This is a genomic window from Prosthecobacter sp., from assembly GCF_029946185.1.
Lineage (GTDB): Bacteria > Verrucomicrobiota > Verrucomicrobiia > Verrucomicrobiales > Verrucomicrobiaceae > Prosthecobacter.
Window position 1 is genome coordinate 1 of record NZ_JAQSEA010000091.1, and the last position, 20,644, is coordinate 20,644.

15 protein-coding genes and 2 pseudogenes are annotated in these 20,644 nt (G+C 59.0%); 12 read left to right on the plus strand and 5 right to left on the minus strand.

Annotation, left to right across the window (positions count from 1 at the left end; genetic code table 11):
• The first annotated feature begins 56 nt into the window (after positions 1-56).
• The 4 genes from PSV43_RS06950 (at position 57) to PSV43_RS06965 (ending at position 5,987) form a co-directional block, all read left to right on the plus strand.
• Positions 57-902, plus strand: a complete 846-nt coding sequence (locus PSV43_RS06950; protein WP_300194897.1) for a M15 family metallopeptidase — start codon at positions 57-59, stop codon at positions 900-902.
• Between the two features lie 4 nt (positions 903-906).
• Complete coding sequence (locus tag PSV43_RS06955) at positions 907-3,366, plus strand: PVC-type heme-binding CxxCH protein (protein WP_300194899.1); 2,460 nt, start codon at positions 907-909, stop codon at positions 3,364-3,366.
• A gap of 67 nt (positions 3,367-3,433) precedes the next feature.
• Entirely contained in the window at positions 3,434-4,558 is a 1,125-nt protein-coding gene (locus PSV43_RS06960; protein ID WP_300194901.1) for a VCBS repeat-containing protein, read from the plus strand.
• A 16-nt stretch (positions 4,559-4,574) separates the two neighbouring features.
• Positions 4,575-5,987 (plus strand): neutral/alkaline non-lysosomal ceramidase N-terminal domain-containing protein, encoded by a 1,413-nt coding sequence (locus tag PSV43_RS06965; RefSeq protein WP_300194903.1) that lies wholly within the window; start codon positions 4,575-4,577, stop codon positions 5,985-5,987.
• 6 nt (positions 5,988-5,993) lie between these two features.
• On the opposite strand, the gene PSV43_RS06970 is transcribed toward PSV43_RS06965, so the two are convergent.
• Together PSV43_RS06970 and PSV43_RS06975 are read right to left on the minus strand one after the other, a co-directional pair.
• Complete coding sequence (locus tag PSV43_RS06970; RefSeq protein ID WP_300194905.1) at positions 5,994-7,433, minus strand: HAMP domain-containing sensor histidine kinase; 1,440 nt, start codon at positions 7,431-7,433, stop codon at positions 5,994-5,996.
• 6 nt (positions 7,434-7,439) lie between these two features.
• The gene (locus PSV43_RS06975; RefSeq protein WP_300194907.1) at positions 7,440-8,150 is read right to left on the minus strand and encodes a response regulator transcription factor; all 711 of its coding nucleotides are present in this window, start codon (positions 8,148-8,150) and stop codon (positions 7,440-7,442) included.
• 454 nt (positions 8,151-8,604) lie between these two features.
• Between PSV43_RS06975 and PSV43_RS26130 the strand changes: the two are divergent.
• The 6 genes and pseudogenes from PSV43_RS26130 to PSV43_RS07000 form a co-directional block, all read left to right on the plus strand.
• Positions 8,605-10,044: pseudogene (locus tag PSV43_RS26130) on the plus strand (YHYH protein); the annotation flags it as partial.
• 597 nt (positions 10,045-10,641) lie between these two features.
• Positions 10,642-11,235: pseudogene (locus PSV43_RS26135) on the plus strand (hypothetical protein); the annotation flags it as partial.
• Positions 11,232-12,581 carry a sulfatase-like hydrolase/transferase gene (locus tag PSV43_RS06985; protein ID WP_300194911.1) on the plus strand — a complete coding sequence of 450 codons (1,350 nt, stop codon included), beginning with the start codon at positions 11,232-11,234 and terminating at the stop codon, positions 12,579-12,581. The pseudogene PSV43_RS26135 and the gene PSV43_RS06985, both read left to right, overlap by 4 nt.
• 147 nt (positions 12,582-12,728) lie before the next feature.
• Positions 12,729-13,889, plus strand: coding sequence for an alpha-hydroxy acid oxidase (locus PSV43_RS06990; protein WP_300194913.1), 1,161 nt, complete (start codon positions 12,729-12,731; stop codon positions 13,887-13,889).
• Between the two features lie 5 nt (positions 13,890-13,894).
• Positions 13,895-14,968: a tRNA pseudouridine(13) synthase TruD gene (locus PSV43_RS06995; RefSeq protein ID WP_300195006.1), complete on the plus strand. Its 1,074-nt coding sequence runs from the start codon at positions 13,895-13,897 to the stop codon at positions 14,966-14,968.
• A 26-nt stretch (positions 14,969-14,994) separates the two neighbouring features.
• Positions 14,995-15,858 (plus strand): hypothetical protein, encoded by an 864-nt coding sequence (locus PSV43_RS07000; RefSeq protein WP_300194915.1) that lies wholly within the window; start codon positions 14,995-14,997, stop codon positions 15,856-15,858.
• Here the strand turns inward: PSV43_RS07000 and PSV43_RS07005 are convergent, their stop codons facing one another.
• Entirely contained in the window at positions 15,859-16,470 is a 612-nt protein-coding gene (locus tag PSV43_RS07005; protein ID WP_300194917.1) for a carbohydrate-binding family 9-like protein, read from the minus strand.
• Between the two features lie 75 nt (positions 16,471-16,545).
• Here PSV43_RS07005 and PSV43_RS07010 point away from each other — a divergent pair, with 75 nt between their 5' ends.
• Together PSV43_RS07010 and PSV43_RS07015 are read left to right on the plus strand one after the other, a co-directional pair.
• Positions 16,546-18,483, plus strand: a complete 1,938-nt coding sequence (locus PSV43_RS07010) for a CehA/McbA family metallohydrolase (protein WP_300194919.1) — start codon at positions 16,546-16,548, stop codon at positions 18,481-18,483.
• A gap of 40 nt (positions 18,484-18,523) precedes the next feature.
• Complete coding sequence (locus PSV43_RS07015) at positions 18,524-19,945, plus strand: FAD-dependent oxidoreductase (RefSeq protein ID WP_300194921.1); 1,422 nt, start codon at positions 18,524-18,526, stop codon at positions 19,943-19,945.
• 67 nt (positions 19,946-20,012) lie between these two features.
• On the opposite strand, the gene PSV43_RS07020 is transcribed toward PSV43_RS07015, so the two are convergent.
• Positions 20,013-20,330, minus strand: coding sequence for a hypothetical protein (locus PSV43_RS07020; RefSeq protein WP_300194923.1), 318 nt, complete (start codon positions 20,328-20,330; stop codon positions 20,013-20,015).
• 45 nt (positions 20,331-20,375) lie between these two features.
• On the minus strand, positions 20,376-20,555 hold the full coding sequence (locus PSV43_RS07025) for a hypothetical protein (RefSeq protein WP_300194925.1): 180 nt from the start codon (positions 20,553-20,555) through the stop codon (positions 20,376-20,378).
• Positions 20,556-20,644: the final 89 nt, after the last annotated feature.

Below are 20,644 nucleotides of genomic sequence, written 5' to 3' on the forward strand. Positions count from 1 at the left end.
CCTCCCTGCGGTATGAGGTGGAGGCCGTTGCCGTGCGCAAAACCCACTGAACCGCGATGAACAACGACGAAGCAGCGCGCCGTGCCTACTGGGCGGATCAAATGGAGCAAGGCTACGCGATTGTGCAGAAGCTCATCGCGTTTCCGGTCAATGAATGTGGGGAACGCTTTGCCTCGATCCCCGATGCCGCCGCTGCGGCGAATGTGGAGATGCTCTTTTCCACCAGCAAGATCGCGGGTGATCTGGACCGCGTTTACTTTCTGCGCGAGAGCCTCGTGCGTGATGTCATCACCATCGGGCGCGAGATGAATGAGCGTGGCTGGATTTTGAAAATTGAGGACGGCTTTCGTTCGCTGGACATGCAGGGTCAGTTGGTGCGCAAGCCATCGGTCTTCGACACAGTTTTGAAGAAGTGCATCTGGGAACTTGGCGGAGAAACCCCGTCCACGGAAATGATGTTTCGGCGTGCCATCGTGCTGACGGCCAACATGCCGAAGATCGGCGCTCACATGTCGGGATCGGCCATCGACATCTCGGTTTTTCGGCGTGACGACGGCACCGAAGTCTGGCGTGGCTATCCGTATCTCGAAATGAGCGAGTGCACGCCGATGAGATCGCCCTTCGTCGCTCCTGAGCATGTTGCCACTCGGCTTGAGATCGCTGCGATGATGGAAAAGCACGGCTTCATTCATTTCCCGTTCGAGTTCTGGCACTTCGATAAGGACGACGCCGGGATGCATATCCTCACCGGCAATCCGGCACCCTGTCGTTTTGGTCCGGTGAACTGGGACTCGCGTACCAACGAAGTCACGCCAGTGATCGATCCATTCGCTCTCCTCAATCCGCTACCGGTGATCGAAAAGGAAATCGTCGCCGCCTTGGAACGTGTCCACACCGACTAATCTGATGAAATGCCTCCTCTTCTTCCTCCCTCTGGCTGTGTTTGCTCAGTCGGGTCCACCACCCAAAGCACCCGAAGTGCCGAGAGAACTGCCAGCGCAGATCGAAACGTTGCAGCCAGGTGTGAAGCTGACGCTGCTTGCAGAGCACCCGGATCTTGTCACACCGACTGGCATCGCTGTGGATAAAAACGGGAACATCTATTCCATTTCCTGCCACACGCATTTCCGGCCGGAGCACTACGACGGCCCGGTGCATGATGAGGTGCTGGTGTTTGATGCGAACGGCAAAAATCGCCGGGTTTTTTACAACAAGACGGATGCGACCATGCATGTGGAGATTGGACCGGATGGCTGGATCTATCTCGCAGAACGTGATCGTGTGCTGCGCGTGAAGGACACGAATGGCGATGGCATTGGCGATGTGGAGGAGAATTTGGTGACGCTCGATTCCGTTGCAGACTACCCGCACAACGGTCTCAGCGGCATGGCCTGGCATCCCGATGGCGGCCTTGCTTTCTCGCTCGGCGAAAATTTTGGCAAGGACTGGACGCTCACGGCCAAGGATGGCTCCAAGGTCAGCGGGCGCGGCGAAGGCGGCGTGTTTCGCTGCACGGCGGATGGCAAGCAGATGCGGCGCATTGCCCGTGGTTTCTGGAATCCCTTTGGACTGCTCGTGCGGAAGGACGGTGAGATTTTCGCTGCGGAAAATGATCCGGGGAGTCGTCCGCCATGCCGTCTGCTAAACATCGTCGAAGGTGCGGACTACGGTTTCCAGTGGGTGTATGGCAGCGCGCCAGTGCATCCTTTCGTTGCATGGAATGGCGAGCTGCGTGGTACGCTCGGCATGGTGCAGCCTTGCGGCGAAGGCCCCTGTGCGATCGTGGAACTCGGCGGCGGTGTGCTGATTCCGAGCTGGAGCGACCACAGTGTCGATTATTTCCCGCTCACACGCAAAGGCGCAGGTTACACCTCCGAGCGCATTCCGTTGGTCAAAGGCAGCGACTTTTTTCGCCCTACCTGCATGGCGGTCGGACCCGATGGCGCCTTTTATCTCAATGACTGGGTATTCAGCTCCTACCCCATCCACAAACGTGGGCGTCTGTGGAAGCTGGAGATTGATCCTGCGAAAGCGACATGGGTGAAGGCCAAACCGGATGCGCCGAATGACGATGCGCGTCTGGCCGAGGACCTGCGCACTGGCAAAGCCACGCTCGAAACGAACAAGCTCCTGGAGCTTGCGCATGGCAGCGATGCGTATCTTGCTGATGCTGCTTTGACGGCACTGGCGCGTGGCAAGTGGACAGTTGAGATGTTGAAGCAACTGCCTGCACTAGATCGAGTCTGGGCCTTCGTCGCGCTGCGGCGTGTTGATTTGAACGAGGAGAAATGGGTGCGCGCGTTTCTGAGCGATGCTGATCCTGAAATGCGCTTTGAGTGTCTGCGCTGGATTGCGGATGCTGTGTTGACTGAGTTTACGCCGCAGGTCGAAGCGATGCTGTCAGACCCGACACTCGACTATCGGATGTTTGAAGCCGTGCTCGCCACCTGGAACACGCTGCGTGGTAATCCCGGCGCAGGTGTGACGAATCCAGAGGTGCTCGTCGAGCGCATCATGGATTCCAAGACACCTGCGCGCCTCAAGGGCTATGCGCTCCGTCTGGTTCCAGCCGCAAACAAGCAGCTGACGGTGCCGTTGCTGCGCGAACTTTATGCCGCAGGTGATCCTATGCTCTCACAGGAAGCCGTGCGCACACTGGCGGCACGCAACGCGGATGATGCGCGTGCTGTACTGGCTGAGATTGCCGCCGATGAATCGCAAAAGATGGCGCTGCGGGCCGATGCCATCGTCGGGCTCGCGAGTTCCACCCGACCTGAAGAACTGGTAGTGCTGGCGAAACTGGCCGCAGGCAAGGATGGCAGTCTGCGTGACGAAGCCCGGCGTGCATTACGCTATACAGACAAGGACACGTCCTTTGTGATGAGCACGACCCGCCCTGCGTTTGATGATACCGCTGCATGGCTAAAGCTGCTGGATGGGCTGCCTGGCAAGGCCGATGCGGATGCGGGGAGACGCATTTTTTTCCATTCCAAAGTCGGCCTCTGCGCCACCTGTCATCGTCACAGCGGGCGTGGCAATGTGGTCGGTCCAGATTTGAGCCTCGTCTCAAAACAAGGAGATCGCGCGGCAATTTTGCGCTCCATTCTTGAGCCCAGCCGCGAGGTGGCACCGCAGTTTTATCCTTCGCAGGTCAAGCTCAAGGACGGCAGCGAATTCATCGGCATCATGCTGCGCTCTTCCAGCACCGAGGTCTTTCGTGATCTCACCGGCAAGGAGCGCTCCTTTCCGCAGACGGACATCGTCAAACGCACGGAGTTGAAAACATCGCTCATGCCGCAAGGACTGGTGATGTCGCTGACGGATGAAGAATTGCGCGATTTGCTCGCCTTTCTCACCGTTCAGTAGCGGCATGCGCCGGATTCTCATTTTAGCAGCTTTGTGTACCACAGCTTCACTGAGGGCTAACGATACGGTGATCCTAGCACCTGGTACGTCTTGGGCTCGTCACACCATCGACAATACCTCACGTGGAGCGGACGGGGTGAAGCTGGGGGATCTGAACAAGGATGGCCTGCCGGACATCGTCACCGGCTGGGAGGAGGGTGGTGTGGTGCGGGTTTATTTGAATCCCGGTGCGGCGAAAGCACTTGAGCCGTGGGAGCAGCTCACCGTGGGTGCGGTGAAAGATGTCGAAGAGGCGATCTTCACTGATCTGGATGGCGATGGAGAACTTGAGGTGGTCAGTGGCACTGAAGGCAAGACCTGCACGCTGTACTGGCATCGACTGGTGGACGGCGCATGGACTACGGAGGCCTTTCCAGCTGCGACAAACACCCAGATGTGGATGCAGGTGGCGGCGCTTGATCTCGACGGGCAGCACGGACCCGACCTGCTGGTGGCATCCAAAAACAAAGGCGCTGCCGTGAGCTGGTTGCAGGCACCGCAGAAGGCGGATGATCTCCAGGCATGGACATTGCACAAACTGCGCGATGCCGGCTGGGTCATGTCACTCACGCCGCAGGACATGGATGGTGATGGTGACGTGGATGCTGTTTTCAGCGACCGCAAAGGCGAATGTGCCGGCGTGTTTTGGTTGGAGAATCCCGGTGCAGCGGGGAATCGCAAGTATGCCGCATGGACAGAGCATGCCATTGGCGGTCTGGGAAAACAGGTCATGTTTGCCGATCTCGGAGATGTGAATGGAGACGGCTTGATGGATGTCGCGGTGGCGGCCAAGCCGGTGGACATCGTGCTTTGTCTGTGCAAATCTGGGGGTGGGTGGGAGGAGCATGTACTGAAGCTGGATGGCGCAAACTTAGGCGATGCGAAAGCGGTCAAGATTGCGGATCTGAATGGCGACAAACTGCCGGACCTCCTGTTCACTTGCGAAAATGCCAAAGGGAAACTTGAGGGCATTGTTTGGCTGGAGCAACAGCGCGGCGGACCCTGGAAGCAGCACACACTCGGCGGGCCCGAGGGCTTGAAGTATGATCTCATGCAGACGCTTGATCTGGACGGCGATGGCGATCTCGATGTCATCACCTGTGAGGAGCGTGATCAACTTGGCGTGTTTTGGTATGAGAATCCGCACAAGTAAGACGTATTGAAGGGCCATGAAATCTGTCATCTTCGCGCTGCTGATCATTGCACCTTCACTTTTCGGGCAATCCAAAATGCTTCGCGCGGGTGCGGCGGCGGTGGACATCACACCCACCGAGTTTCCCGTGAATATGCCCGGGGGATTCAGCAAGAACCTTGCGGACAAGGCGCATGATCCGTTTCATGCCCGCGCGCTCGTGCTCGACGATGGTAAAACGACGATCGCAATGGTGGTGGTGGATGTTCTCGGTGCGGGCCCGGACGTGCTCAATGAAGCGAAGGCCATCGCCGCGGCAAAGACAGGCATGGCGGTGGACAAGATGCTCGTCAGCTCCACGCATACACACAGCGGGCCGTCGGTGAATACACGTAGCGAGGCGGCGGCACGCTATTACAAGCGGTTTGTCGAGGGCATTGCGGAGTCGATCATCAAGGCGCATGCGGCGCTGCGGCCAGCGACTGTCGGTGCTGCAGCTCACTCGCTTCCTGATGAAGTTTTCAATCGCCGCTGGTATCTGAAGCCGGGGAAAATGCCTCTCAATCCCTTTGGCCGGATGGACAAGGTGAAGATGAATCCTGGCACCAGTCCGGATGTGATCGATCATCCTGCCGGACCCACGGACCCGGACATCACGATCATTTCGGTGCAGGATGCCAAGCGGAAACCCCTTGCCGTTTATGCGAACTACTCGCTGCATTACGTGGGCGGCGCGCCTGCAGGCGAGATGTCGGCGGATTACTTTGGTGAATTTGCCCGCGTCATGCCCTCACGCGTGCGTGGCGATGAAAACTTCGTGGCGATGATGTCCAACGGGACCTCCGGCGACATCAACAACATCCCTTTTGGCGTGACGCGTCCGCCGCGTGAACCGTTTGAGCAGATTCGCATTGTGGCACAAAAAGCGGCGGACACTGCGTGGCTGGCGCAGCGGAAGATTGAAAAACATCGGGGTGATGTAACGCTGGGCATGCTGCAGCGTGAGATCACTCTGAAGTATCGCCGCCCATCTGAGCAGGAGGTTGCGGAGGCGAAGGCGGTGCTCGCGGTGAAAGACAAGGAGGCTGTCGAGAAACTGCCGCGTCTGGCGAAAAACTATGCCGGGAGCGTGGTTGCCGCGATGGAGCGAAAGGAAGAAACAATCACGGTGCAGCTGCAAGCCATTCGCATCGGTGATCTTGTCGTGTGTGCCATTCCATTTGAGACGTTTGTTGAGATCGGTCTCGATTTGAAAAAGCGCAGCCCGTTTCCGCAGACGATGGTCGTCGGTCTCGCCAATGGCCGCCACGGCTACCTGCCCACGCTGGAGCAGCACAAGCTCGGCGGCTACGAGACCTGGCTGGGCACGAATCAGGTGCAGGAGGACACAAGTGTCATTCTCACGGACAACCTGCTGGAGATGCTGGCGGAATTGAAGAAAGCGGAATGAGCACGGCTAAGCGTTGGGGATGTAAATGGTGATCTCCAGGCCAGCAGGTTCGCGCAGTCGCGCGGTCACGCTGCCATAGCATGCTTCGATGCAGCGCCTGGTGATGGCAAGACCGAGGCCGCTGCCGCCGGTGGAGCGGCGGCGTGCAGCTTCTGGACGATAGAAGGGCTCGAACAAACGCGGCAAAGCTTCTTGAGACACACCCGGGCCTTGATCGGAGATGCGGATGACGATGTTGCCGTTTTGCTGATCGGCGTGGATTTGAATGGGGCCGGATTCAGCGGCGTAGCGGGCGGCATTGCGCAGGATGTTGCCGATGGCACGGTCGAGCGCGTCACGCAGCGAATGCACCTGCAACTCCGTGGCCACGTTAAGTTGAATGTCCGCTTCAGGCGCTTCACGGGTGATGACGGCTGTGATCAATTCATGAAGGTGGATGTCTTCGGCGGTTTCGCGCTCGGGCAGAGTCTCGGCTTTGGAGAAGGCGAGCACTTCTTCGACCAGCCGCGCCATGTGCTGGAGTTCAGCGTCGAGTTTTTGCAGATAGGCAGATTGCTCCGGTGTGCTGCGTTGTTCCACCACGCCAAGAGCCATCTGCATACGCGCAATCGGTGAGCACAGCTCATGCGCCACGTCTGCGGTGATGCGCCGCTGCTGCGCCACGTATTCGCCGAGCTGAGCGGCCATGGTGTTTACTGAGGTGGATAACTCACCCAGTTCATCGTTGCGGCCGCGTGAGACACGTTCGCCGAAGTTTCCCTGCGCAATGCGGCCTGCGGCATGGTTGAGCTGTCCGATGAAACCGGTGATGCTGCGAACGAAGGGCATCCAGACGAGTGAGGATAGAAGCAACGCTGCTGCGGCGAGTCCGAGCCAGGGCCATAGATCAAAGAACAGGCCGCCTCCTGTGATGGTGTTTGATACCATGAGCAGGGTCAGCGGGCGGTGGCCGCCCTGCTGGGTGAGGTCGAGATGAATGCCGGCCCAATAGTGCGCGGGCTCACCGGCGCGCAGCATGAAGCGAGGCTTGGGCGGGGCATCGGTGGGTCTTTTTCGGACTACGCCAGGAGGTGGGCGTCGCGGCGGTGGGCGGTCGTTCGGACTGCGCTTGTCGATGAGTTTTGGCAGCACCTCCGCAGGAACTTGAACGCTTGCGCCCATGACCTGAGTCCCGCTGTTGCTGAAAAGGGCGAAGGTCACGTTATACTGTGATCCGTGCTGTTGCAGCGCTGCAGGCCATTCCTGCTCGGGGAGCTGTGAGAGCTCGTCCGTGATGCTGTCGCCTATGGCGGAGATGCGTTCGCCTGCTTCCCCGGAGAACATCCAGTCCAGGCTCATGCGAAATTGCATGCTGAGGAATCCAAACACGAGCAAAGCCAGCACCAGCAGATTCACCCCGAACCAGAGGAGGATTTTCAGATAGAGAGGCAGGCGTAATCGGCTCATGAGGGATCAGCGATTTGGCGTGACGAGCTGATATCCGTAGCCGCGCACGGTCTTGATGAACTGCGGGTTCTTTGGGTCGTCCCCGAGTTTGCGACGCAGGGTGGAAATGTGCATGTCGATGGCGCGGTCAAACACATCCCATTCACGGTCGGCGACATCTTCAATGAGCTGCTCGCGTGTGCGCACGCGGCCATGGGCCTTTGCCAGCGAGAGCAGGAGGCCAAATTCTGCTGGAGTGAGTTCCAGAGGCGAGTCTCCGAGCACGACCACGTGCGAATCCGCATTGATGCGCAGCGGGCCGACAATGAGCTCCCTCATGGGGGCCTGCGGTGAGGTTTCCGCCACCCAGCCGGAGCGCCGGAGAACGGCGCGCAGGCGGGCGAGGAGTTCACGCGATGAAAAAGTCTTTGGAAGGTAGTCATCCGCACCGAGTTCGAGGCCGACGATGCGGTCCACCTCTTCACCCCGCCCGGTGAGCATCATGACCGGCACCTTGGATTTTGTGCGGATGCGCCGCAGCACCTCGAAGCCATCGCAGCCGGGCATCATCACATCGAGGATGATCGCATGCCACGGCTCACTGGTGGCGCGCTCGGCCCCGCTGTTGCCTTCGTGTTCGCACTCGACCTCAAAGCCCATGGGCTTCAAGTAATCCGCCACGAGCTGGGAGAGCTCGGTGTCGTCGTCGATCACAAGGATGCGCGTGGCGGAAGGCATGGGTGGAATATCGCCAGCAGAGCCGTGGTTCGCGAGTTTCTTTACTGTTTGCTGACAAATCAGCGGACATCCGCTGATAAACGGCTGACATCACGGCTACAGCATGACGAATATGAAAACCATCTTCGTTGCCGCCTTATCCGTCGGATTGTTCAGCAGTTCAGCGGCATTTGCGCACACATGGAAAGCCGGTGCATCTGCTGATAAAGAGACCCTGCGTGAGCATATCTTGGATGAATGGATGATGCAGCATGCGGTATCGGCTGAAGGTGAGATCAAGCCGGTGCAGGTGGCTTCGACGGCGTCCACTTTGAACCTTGCTGCTGCGGCGGCGGCCTCTGCAGCGAACGCACCGGCGACGGCGAAGGCGTTTCTGGCTTTCCCGAGGCTCGAATTGAAATGGGACAAGGATTTCTTGTTCGTGGGATCGAACGGGCTGCCGGATCATGGCATGATGGTGGGCATCACGGCGTGGCAGCAGCAGGTGCCGCTGCCGCAAAATTATACCGGGGACAATGCATGGCGTATTCCTCTGCATCCGGTGCCGGCGAAAACTCCCGCCATCGTGGAGGGGCACTTCCTTCGCGGGGCCATTGCCATTGGGGTGAATGGCATTCCGATTTTTAATCCGCAGAACAATCGCGGTGAGGTGTCCTATGAGATCGGCGAACTGGATCAATGGGGTGGCCACTGCGGGCGGGCGGACGATTACCACTACCACATCGCGCCGCTGCATTTGCAGGCAGCCGTGGGGAAGGGGATGCCGATTGCGTACGCACTGGATGGATATCCGATCTATGGCCTCACGGAGCCGGATGGTTCGCCCGTGGGCAAACTGGATGAGTGCCATGGGCATGAGGATGCCAATGTGGGCTACCACTACCATGCCTCGACCAAAAGGCCGTATGTACAGAGTGCGTTTCATGGGGTGGTCGTGGAGGCGGAGGGGCAGGTGGATCCGCAGCCACGTGCGCAAGGCGTGCGCCCTGACACGGTGCCGCTCCGTGGGGCGGAGATCACTGGCTTTGAGAGTTCGGGATCAAACGGCTACACGCTCAGCTATCAGGTGGGCGGTGGGAAGCGCTCGATCTCCTACAGCATGAACAACGATGGCTCCTACACGTTTGAGTATAACAATGGTTCAGAGCCTGTGGTGATGGAGATCTATAAGAGCCGGGATGGCGGTGGCAGAGGCAAAGGGATGGCGAAGGGCCAGGGCATGAGAGCCGATGACGCCCCACGCTCTCCTCCTCCGGAATCAACGGGATCTACAAGCATGATGGATGTGAATGGCGATGACAGCGTCACCGCCCAAGAATTTGCTGAGAATGTGAAACGTGAGTTTGCCACAAAACGCGGCGGCGGAACACTGGCGGATGCGATGGCGAAAGCGCGCGGTGAATTTCTCTCGCTGGATCGCAGTGGCGACGGTAAACTGGATGCGAGTGAACTGACTGTACCCACTGGCGGCTTCGTTTTGACCAGCACTGAAGTGGCGGACGGAGGCAATCTGCCTGCTGACTACACGGGGGATGGCAGTGGTGCGACGCTGCCCCTCGAATGGAAGGGCGTACCCGCTGGCACGAAGAGCTATGCCTTGATCATGGATCATCTCGCGCCGGGCAATGAGATGAAGAGCTACTGGGTCATGTGGGACATCCCGGCGAATGTAACGAGCCTTCCCAAAAATGTGAAGGGTGTGGGCAGGCTGGGAGTCGGATTCAGAGGTCAGCCGGGTTACGAGCCGCCGCACTCGAAGGGGCCGGGAGCGAAGACGTATGTGCTGCATCTCTATGCGCTTTCTGCCGAACCGAAAATCGCAGGGACTTCTGGTGTGAGTCGCGAAGCTTTGCTGGCGGCGATCGATGGTAAAATTCTCGCCAAAGCCGATTTGAGCGTGGTTTACACGCGTGGTGGTGTCGCAACTGGTGGTCCTGCCTCTAGCGCGCCACAGACCCAGCCCATGCAGACTCAAGGTGGCGGTCAGCCGGATGGGCAGCGCAAACCATGGATGCAAATGCACGGTGCTGAGTTGGATGGCAACGGCGATGGAATGGTCACGCTGGAAGAGACTCTCGCGGACATGAAGCTGGCAGCTTTGAAATACGATGCGGATAAAAATGGCGTCATCACACCCGCAGAAATCGATGCTGCTGGAGACATCCGCGAAGGAGCCGCCTTTGCGGGTTTCATCTACCGGCACGCTTTCGAAGTCGATGCCAATCAGGACAGTCAGTTGACCACGGTCGAGCTTGAAAAATCCGCGAAGTACCTTTTTGACTCAGCGGATATCAATCATGACGGCAAGCTGAGCGCGGCTGAAGTGCAGAGTGCTCCCAATGCACCGCTGGGCAATGCCGATGAGCCACTTGCAACGCCTCCGCCCGGTCCTGAAATGAAATCCACAAGCAGCAGTGCCCTGCCCATGCGGGGGCAAGGCAATCCTAGCGGCGGGAAAAAGAAGAAAGGTGGTGGTCCGCCCGGGCTCATCAAGCCGGGCATCGCCGACACGATGAAGCTCAACGTCTATGCCGACAATTGGTTCATGCTCTACGTGAATGGCCGCCTCGTTGCCGTCGATCCCATTCAGTTCACGCCGCACAATGTCGTTAGTGTCGATTTCCTCCCGGAGTATCCGATGACGATTGCGGTGCTGGCGAAGGACAATGCCGATCCGATGACCGGACTCGAATATGGAAGCAGTGTCGGCGACGGCGGCTTCATTTTGAAGTTTGCCGATGGCACAGTGACCAATGCGAGCTGGAAGGCCAAAAACTTCTTCCACGGCCCGATCAACGGTGACACCGCGAACCCGCAGGTCAAACAGGAGCCGCTGCCGGCGAACTGGTGGGCTGTCGATTTCGATGACAGTGCATGGAAGAACGCCAAAGAATACAGTGTCGAGGAGGTTGACCCCAAGCAGCCCTATTTCGAGAATGATTTTGAAGGGGCCAAGTTTATCTGGACTGATAACCTCGCGCTCGACAACACCATCATCTTCAGAACGAAGATTGAGAAGCCTGAGTGGAAGCAGCGCTGGAATACGAAGCCTGATCTCGATGTAACTGGAGCACCTCTGAAATGAAAATACTAATCGCATCAGGCATAAGCCTCCTTCTGGCAGCCAGCGCTGTCGCTAAAGGGCCGAACATCGTTTTCATCCTGGCGGATGATCAATCGTGGAGTGGCACCTCGGTCCGCATGATGCCCAATGTGGCTGGCAGTGCGAGCCGTGAATTTCACACCCCGAACCTCGAAAAGCTCGCTGCGCAGGGCATGACGTTTTCGCAGGCTTATGCGCCGCATTGCAAATGCGAGTGCTCGCGTGCGGCGATCCAGATGGGGCGCACGACGACCTCGCTCAATGCGCCCGACAAAAATGCACGCAACTGGAGCGCGCCTGTCACGGACTCGCTGGTGAACACGCTCAAGAAGGCGGATCCCGCCTATCGAGCGGCGCATTTCGGTAAGTGGCAGTGGTTTCACACGCCGGAGTCGATGGGCTACGATGCCAGCGATGGCATCACGATGAACGAGGATGGCAATACGAGCGATCCTGAAGATCCCAAGCAGTCCTTCAGCATGACCCGCCGGGCCGGTGCGTTTATGGAATCGCAGGTGAAAGAGGGGCACCCGTTCTTCCTCCAGCTTTCCTACTATGCGGTGCATCCGACCCCGCAGGCGCTCGCTGCGACGCTCAAGAAAAATGAGGGCATGGCCAGCGCATCGAAAGGCGGGCGTGGTGATCGTGCCGTGATGGTCGCCATGACCGAGGATCTGGATACTTGCGTGGGCGAGGTCTTGAAAAAACTCGACGACCTGCGCATCGCGGACAACACCCTCGTCATCTACACTTCTGATAACGGTTCGCGCACCACGCTTCTGAATGGCGGCAAGGGCGACCTTGGCGAGGGCGGCATTCGTGAGCCGTTGATCATTCGTGGTCCTGGTATCAAAGCCGGTTCTCATTGCAGCATACCGGTGATTCTCTACGACCTCATGCCGTCTGTGGCGGACTTTGCATCACCCGGATTCGTCATGCCCAAGGGGGTGGAAGGCGGCAGCTGGAAACCGCTGCTGCTGAGCGCGGGCAAAGAGCGGGTGAAGCGTCCTATCGACCGCTTCGTGTGGCATCAGGCCGTCGAGATCGAGCATCCGCAGTCCGCCATCCGTGAAGGCGACTACAAGCTGCTGTACTTCTGGGATACCAAGGAAGGGCTGCTCTTTGATGTGGTGAATGATCTCGGTGAGACGCGTGATCTTGCGAAGCAAAGCCCAGCCATTGCGGCCAAGTTGCTGACGGAGCTCAAGGCGCACATCCGTGCCGGACTCGGGGAGCAGGCATTTTCCGAGCTAGATCGTGGTGAGTTTCCGCAGGGGCGTGGTCCTGGGTCAGGCAAAAAGAAAGATGGCAAGAAGAGGGTGAAGTGATCTGAAGCCGCCGGCAGGTGTGTTTCGGTATTTGCAGTGTGGGTGTTGGAAGATTGCAAATCCGGCGTTTACTGCCGATGTGGAATGCGGGCTGCCAGTGGTGATCGACTGGTGGTTTTCGTCTTCACTGCCATTCAATTACGTCCCATGTCCGAAGCCTTCAATTCCAACTACCCCTCCATCGAACATCTCCGCGAGAGAGCGCGCCAGCGGGTGCCGCGTTTCGCTTTTGAATATCTGGAGGGAGGATGTTTCTCAAACATCAATCTTCAGCGCAACACGGAGGAGATCAGGGAGGTGCAGCTGCGGCCTTGGTATTTGCGGGACTATCCGGGGTCGGACCTGAAGACGGAGCTTTTTGGCATGACCTACGATGCCCCCTTTGGCGTCTCGCCCATCGGGCTGCAGGGGCTGGTCTGGCCCAAGGCGACCGAGATCATCGCGAGGGCGGCGCATCAGCACAATATCCCATTCACGCTCAGCACGGTCGCGACGGCGAGCATCGAAACCGTAGCCGAACTGACGGAGGGGCGGGCGTGGTTTCAGCTCTATCACCCCACCGAGGATGCGCTGCGCGACAAGCTGCTGGATCGTGCGCGGGATGCGGGTTTTCCGGTGCTCGTCATTCTCGCGGATACGCCCACCTTTGCCTATCGTCCGAAGGAGATCCGCAACGGGCTGTCCATCCCGCCGCGCATGTCGGTGCGCAACGTGATCCAGATGATGATGCACCCCACGTGGTCGTTCAGCCAGCTCGCGGCGGGTGCGCCGGAGTTTAAGACGATGAAGCCTTATCTGCCGAAGGGGCTGAGCATGAAACATCTCGGCCTCTTCATGAACAAGACCTTCTCGGGCCGGTTGAATCCGGCCAAGATCAGCGCCATTCGCGAACGCTGGAAGGGCAAGCTGGTTGTGAAAGGTGTGGTGACCGAGGAGGATGCTGAAACAGCACTCGGCCTTGGCGTGGATGGTTTCATTGTGTCAAACCACGGGGGGCGTCAGCTGGATGCCGGGCAGTCCACCATCAAGCCGCTGACGGAACTCGCGAAAAAATTTGGTCAGCGCACGACGGTGATGATCGACAGCGGTCTGCGCGCCGGGCCTGATGTGGCCTGCGCGCTTGCCAGCGGTGCGAAGTTTGCCTTCATGGGGCGGTCTTTCATGTATGGCGTTGCCGCACTCGGCAAAGCGGGTGGCGATCACACGATGACGATGCTGAAGCGCCAGCTCAGGCAGGTGATGGAGCAGGTGGGATGCGAACGTGTGGCGGATCTGCCGAAACATCTGGTGAGTGGACCGCAGGCGTGAAGACGATGTTAAATCCGAACGATCTTCCGTATCTGCACGGCGGGCCTCTAGGTCGTGCGCGTTTCAAAGTGCAGCCGGAGGATTTTGTGGTGGAGGAGTTGCTGGGGTTTGAGCCCTCGGGCGAGGGCGAGCACTGCCTTGTTTGGGCAGAAAAGCGGAATCTGGACAGCAACACTGCGGCGGCACGACTGGCGGACGCGGTGGGAATCCGGCGGCGACTGGTAAGCCACTGCGGGTTGAAGGATCGCCATGCAGTCACGCGCCAGTGGTTCAGCCTTCACATGCCCGGGCAGGCATCGCCGGAACCTGAGGCATTGGAATCCGAGGGACTGCGTGTGCTGCGCATCACAAGAAACACTCGCAAGCTGCGGCGTGGCATTCATCTGGGAAATCGCTTCACGATCCGACTACGAGAGCCGGATTTCGATGCAGTGCTTGCTGCACAGCGCTGGCAGGCGATCGCGGAGAAGGGGGCTCCGAATTTCTTCGGCTCACAACGCTTTGGCAATGAGGGGCGCAATGTGGAAAAGGCCCAGGCGATGTTTCGCGGTGAGTTCACGCCGGGGGATCGTCTGCTGCGCGGCATCTTGCTTTCTGCTGCTCGCAGTCATCTTTTCAATGCTGTGGTGGCGGCACGCATGGCACGAGGGAGTTGGGACAAACCGGTGGCAGGTGAGGTCTTTGGCTTCGCGGACAACGGCACGATTCTGCTGCCGGAGAATCAGCGTGGCGATGAAGTGGCACGATTTGAAAAAGGCATCGTCGAGCTCACAGCGCCGCTGTGGGGGAGTGGTGAACTGCAAAGTGTGGGCGAGGTGCGCATGCTTGAACAGGAACTGCTGGCTGAATTTCCGGACATCACTGCCGGACTCGAAGCTTTCGGACTGCGGCAGGAGCGTCGAGTGATGCGGCTGCGTCCGCTCGATTCGATCTTTGAAGTCATGGAAAACGGCGACCTGCAAATCCGCTTTGACCTTCCCAAAGGAACCTATGCCACGACCCTGCTGAGTGAACTGGCAGAGTTGGATGAGTCCGGGCCAGATGCAGACGCAGCGTGTATTCAGCGCAATGAAGGGTGATCAGAGTGCGTAGCTGAAGAATCACCATGCACCAGCACCGCCGCCCATTCATTGTTCGTTTCCTTGCGGTCTGCGTGACCGCCTCGCTATCTTGGGCCACGGGTGCTGACGCACCTCCCGGCCAGCGGATTTTTTACACGGGGCACAGCTTTCACATGTTTGTGCCGGGGATGATCGAAGCGATGGTCAAGACTACAGATATTCAAGGGCACAAGCTTGCTGGGAAGCAGGGCATCGGTGGTTCCAAGGTAATCCAGCACTGGGAGCTGGCGGAAGGGCAGAATGTGGCGAAGCAGGCGCTCACACGTGGCGAGGTCGATGTCTTCACGATGGCATCGCACCTGCTCAGCCCGGATCCAGGCATCACGAATTTCGTGAAGCTTGGATTGGAGCACAACCCCAGTATGCGCTTCCTCGTGCAGGCTTCCTGGTATCCCTTCGATCTGCCTGCGCCAGAACCCGGTCAGCCCGACCGGCGCACCAAAGATAATGCCCAGCGCGACGGCATGAAGATCGCGGATCTGCAAGCCGCCATTGATGGCTGGCGGGCGAACATCGAGGCGCAAGTGGCCGCACTCAATCTGCAGCAAGGCAAGGCGTGTGTCTTCATTGTGCCCGTGGGCGATGCGGTGGTGAAGCTGCGCGCCATGGTGGTGGCAGGCGAGTTTCCAGGGGTAACGAAACAATCAGCCCTCTTCCGCGATCCTATTGGCCATGGTCATGGCTCCATCATGGCTTTGGCGGCCTACTGCAATTTTGTCGCGATTTATCGCATCAGTCCCGTGGGGCACACCGCTCCGGAGCGCAGCATCAATGCAGCTCAGCATGCCATTCTTCAGCAGATCGCGTGGGATACGGTGTCGAAGTATGCGCCAGCGGGCGTGAAGTGATCAGCGCACCAGTTCGAGGATCCCGAATGAAGCGGGCACATGGAAGTCCGGGCGTTCGGTCTGGGGATTGACCCAGGGCATCCAGCCGGTGTGAACGGTGCCATCAGGGCGGGAATGAAATTCGGCACGATAGAGGCCGGCGAAGAATTCGTTTGAGCCGGGCTTGAGCACGTTCAAGGCGCGTAGCGTGTCGAGCGGTAGGCTGCCGGTGACGGCGTAGCGATCACCTTCGATGTGGGTGGTGAGTTGTAGGCCTGCGCACTGCCAGGCCCAGTTCATCTCACGGTAGAAACTTGCCTCGTAGGCCAGCACATCACCACGCGGTGACATTTCGAGGCAGTAGTAGGGTTTCAGGCTCAGATCAGCAGCGAAAAAGATTTCGACGCGGTCGGAACCGAGCACGCGATCTTTGACTGTGTGGGCGTCGGGGAGCACGAGATCTTCATCCACGCAGTCGAAGCGGAAATGAAAATGTGTATCGTCCCAGAGGGCGCGGAACTCTGTGAGCGGGGCGGGGCGCTCTTCCCAAGGGAAGGTGAAGTCAGTCAAAGGCTCGGCCACAGACCATTCCAAGGGAGATGTGGAAGTGTGGCGGACAGAGTAGCATTTCATGGGGCATGATTTGGCGGGCGCAGGCGTCAATGCAATGGCGGGTGGAAAGTTGTCCGCAAGCAGTCTCGTTCGCTCATGATGAAATGGATTCTGGTTTGCCTGCCCGCACTGTCTTTGATGGCGGATGATTTGACGGTGGAAACCAAACGGTTGCACCTTGGCAAGGCGGGACAGTTTGAGTGGGATGTGTATAAAGACCAAGCCGTGGACGCGGAGCGGTTGGAAAGGAAATTTGAGGCGAAGGCGAATGCGACGGAGCAGACGCTTCGGCTCTGGCAGCGGGATGTGAAACTGACGTGGCCTGTGCTGTTGAACGGTCGCAAGCTGGGCAAACTGGTGACGGCCGAAACGGCAATGGAGAGCCTGCTGGCGATCCCCACGGGAACTTTGCGTGAGGGTGAGAACGTTTTGGTGATCGAAGCGCCTGCGGGGCTGGATGACATCGAAGTGGGGCCGGTCTTCATTGCTGCGAAGCCGATGGTGGAGGTGATGAGCGGTTCGCAGATGGAGGTGATGGTGACGGATGGCGAAACGGGGGCGGGACTGCCATGCCGGCTGACTTTGACGAGAAAAGACGGGACGCTGCAGCCGCTGTGGGCGGAACCTGCGGCTGAGGTGGCGGTGCGCATTGGCGTGGTTTACACGCGGCATGGCAAGGCTACTCTGTCGCTACCGCCGGGAGACTACATCCTGCATGCGGGACGTGGTTTTGAATGGAGCGCGGGGCGTGCGGAGATTACGGTGCGTGCGGGTGAGACGAAGCAGGTGGCGCTGCAACTGCGGCGTGAGGTGCCGACGGTGGGCTGGATCGCGGCGGACAGCCACATTCACACGCTGACGCATAGCGGGCATGGCGATGCGAAGATCGAGGAACGCATGCTGACGATTGCGGGGGAGGGGATCGAGCTGGCGATTGCGACGGATCACAATCATCACACGGACTATGCGCCGAGCGCGGCGAGCATGGGCGTGGCGCAGCGCTTCACGCCGGTGATTGGCAATGAGGTGACGACGAAGCACGGGCACTTCAATGCATTCCCGATTGAACCGGGTGCCCGGGTGGTGAACCACCAACAGGAGGACTGGGCGAAGCTGATACCCGAGATCCGTGCGACACCGGGAGTGAAGGTCATCACGCTGAATCATCCGCGTGACCTGCACAGCGGCTTCATTCCGCTCGGCGGCATGCAGTTCAATCCAAAGACGGGCAGGCATCGTCAGGCAGACGCGCTGGACATTGATGCGATGGAGGTGGTCACCTCGGCGGCGATGCAGTCGGACATTCATCTACTGTATCGGGACTGGTTTGCGTTGCTGAACCGTGGGCATCGCATCGCGGCGATTGCATCGAGTGACAGCCATGATGTGAACCGCTTCATTGTGGGGCAGGGGCGCACGTATGTGGCTGCAAAGGATGGGGACGTGGCGAATCTTGATCTCGATGAAGTCTGGCGCAGCTACAAAGAGGGGCGGCTGCTGGTGAGTCTCGGGCTGCTGGCTCAGGTGAAGGTGAATGACAAGTTCACAGTCGGCGATCTGGCTACGGGGCTGGCGGAGAGCATCAAGGTGGAGGCGACTGTCTATGGCCCGGCGTGGACGCAGGCAGATCGCATCGAACTCTTTGCGAATGGCATTTTGATTCGGGAACAGAAGATCGAGCACGACCATCGTGCGGGTGAAAAGGCACGCATTGTCTGGCAGATACCGAAACCGGCGCACGATGTGCATCTGGTGGTGATCGCGACGGGGCCGGGGATCACCGAGCCGTTCTGGGAGATTCCACGTCCGTATCAACCGACCAGCAAGACCTTTGTGCCGCGTGTGGTGGGATCGACAAACCCGATCTGGCTGGACGCGAACGGTGATGGCCGGTTTGAGCCGGCGGTTGCCATCGCCCAACGATTGCTTCAGGCAAGCGGGGGAGATCGCGCAAAGCTTCAGGAGGCTTTGAAGAACTGCGATGAAGCCGTGGCCGTGCAGGTGGAATCGCTGATGGCGAAAAGTGATCAATGATCTTGTCCAAAGACGTTCTCAATCTGACTACTGTATGATCATGAGCACTCCGAACTCTTCACCTGACCTCAAACGCCGTTCCTTTCTGCGCGCCGCATTCTCCGGTGCGCTCGTCACACCGGGAGTGATGAATGCTGCGGAGGTTGAGAAGGCCATTGCGGGGCAGTTTCATGAGCCTGCACAGGATCTGCCACTGGCGGAGGATGCGGATGTGATTGTCTGCGGTGCTGGACCGGCGGGCATTGCGGCTGCGATCACGGCGGCGCGTGCAGGGGCGAAGGTGCGGGTGTTTGAATGGCGCGGCTGCCTCGGTGGTGTGTGGACGGCGGGCCTGCTGGGCTACCTGCTGGATTTTGACAAGCCGGGCTTCAATCAGGAATTGCTGAAGCGAATGGACGAGCGCGAAATGCGGCGTGGCACCAGCAAGGGCAGTGTGGTCTATGAGCCTGAAGGAATGAAACTGCTGCTGGAGGAGATGTTCGTTGAAGCAGGCATCAAGTTCCAGTTTCACACGAAAGTCTGCGCGGCCTACCGCGAAGGGAAACGGCTCACGACCATCGTGACCGAGTCGAAGTCAGGACGGCAGGCCTGGAAAGCGCCCGTGTTCATTGACACGACGGGCGATGGTGATCTCGGAGCATTGGCGGGTTGTGCCTTTGAATATGGTGAGGCAGACTCCTGCCCCTGCCAGCCGATGTCGCTCAATGCGCTGCTGGTGTGCAAAGACGCCAAGGCGCTGGAGGCCTTCATTCACAAGTCAAACCCGACCAAGGCGGATGGCCTTTCAAAAGACGCGTTCCTTGCGGAGATCAAACGCACTGAGCACTTCCCCTCGTATGCGAAACCGACGCTGTGGCAGGTCCGGGACAATCTGCTGCTGGTGATGATGAATCACCAGTATGGCGTGCCGTGCTTCGATGCCGCGAAGATCACTGAAGCCACGGTGATGGCCCGCATGGAGATGAACAAAATCGTGAACGGTCTGCGCAAGCTCGGCGGGCCGTGGGATGGCCTGCAAATCGCCGCGACGGCGGAGCAGATTGGTGTGCGTGACGGACGGCGCATTGCGGGACGCTACACGGTGAGCAAGGACGATGTGATCACCGGTGCGCGCTATGATGATGCTGTGGTGAGGCCTACCTTCAGCGTGGACATTCATGCGCTGAGTGCGGAGATGAACAAGAAGTCGGCTTACAGCAATGCGGGAGTCAAAGTGAAGCCGTATGACATTCCGCTGCGTGCCCTGATCGCGAAGGATGTGGATGGCTTGATGATGGCCGGGCGCAATATCAGCGGCGATTTCATTGCGCATGCAAGCTATCGCGTGACTGGAAACTCGGTGGCGATGGGTGAGGCCGCAGGTGTGACTGCGGCGCTGGCAGCCACGACGAAACGCCTGCCGCATGATGTGCCCTGGAGCGAGGCCGAGGCCAAGCTGAAGGCACTGGGGCAGCGGGTGTAGCTGGATTGGGCAAAATGCGGGAGCTGTGTGTTTGCAGGCGGGGTGGTCCACGCTCTGGCGAACGCGGCTACGGGGGCAACTTGCCGGTGCGCTTGCGCTTTGCTTCCTGTTTGAGAAACAGCGGTTCCAGATTTTCGCGAATCCAGGTGAAGGCGGCTTCCTGGCCTTCGCGTTGATAGATGACGCCGATGTCGGCTTCAACGGCGGTGGGATTGCCGGTGCAGGAGAGGAACTGGTTGCAGGTGAAGCGCGTCTTCATCTCGGCGTCCACCTTGCCCTGTTGCTTGAGGATGAGGCTGCGGACGTAGAGTTCCAGAACGGCATCGCCAATCCAGGCGTTTTCGCGGAGGCGCTGAGTGAGGTCGAGGTCTGGGGTGGATGGCATGGAGGTGGCATCCAGAGCAAGCATTGAAGCGAGTTCAACCGGGGATCACTTGGTGGTGGCCGGCGTCAGATGGAATGACAGCCCGGTATGGGTGAGTTTGTGATGGGAGAGTTCGGCGCAGCGCCGCAGGGTATCATTCACGAGAACGTTTTTGAGGGACACCGTGAGGTGTGCTGTCTCATCACCACCGGGTTTGAGGACGATGTTGATCCCGCTTGGAGGCAAAGAGCTGTTTTCACGTCAAAGCCGAGAGCCTGTCAAAGCTATGCCTCCCAGCAAGGAGTCCTCTGCGACGACTTTGTCCAGCAGGACAG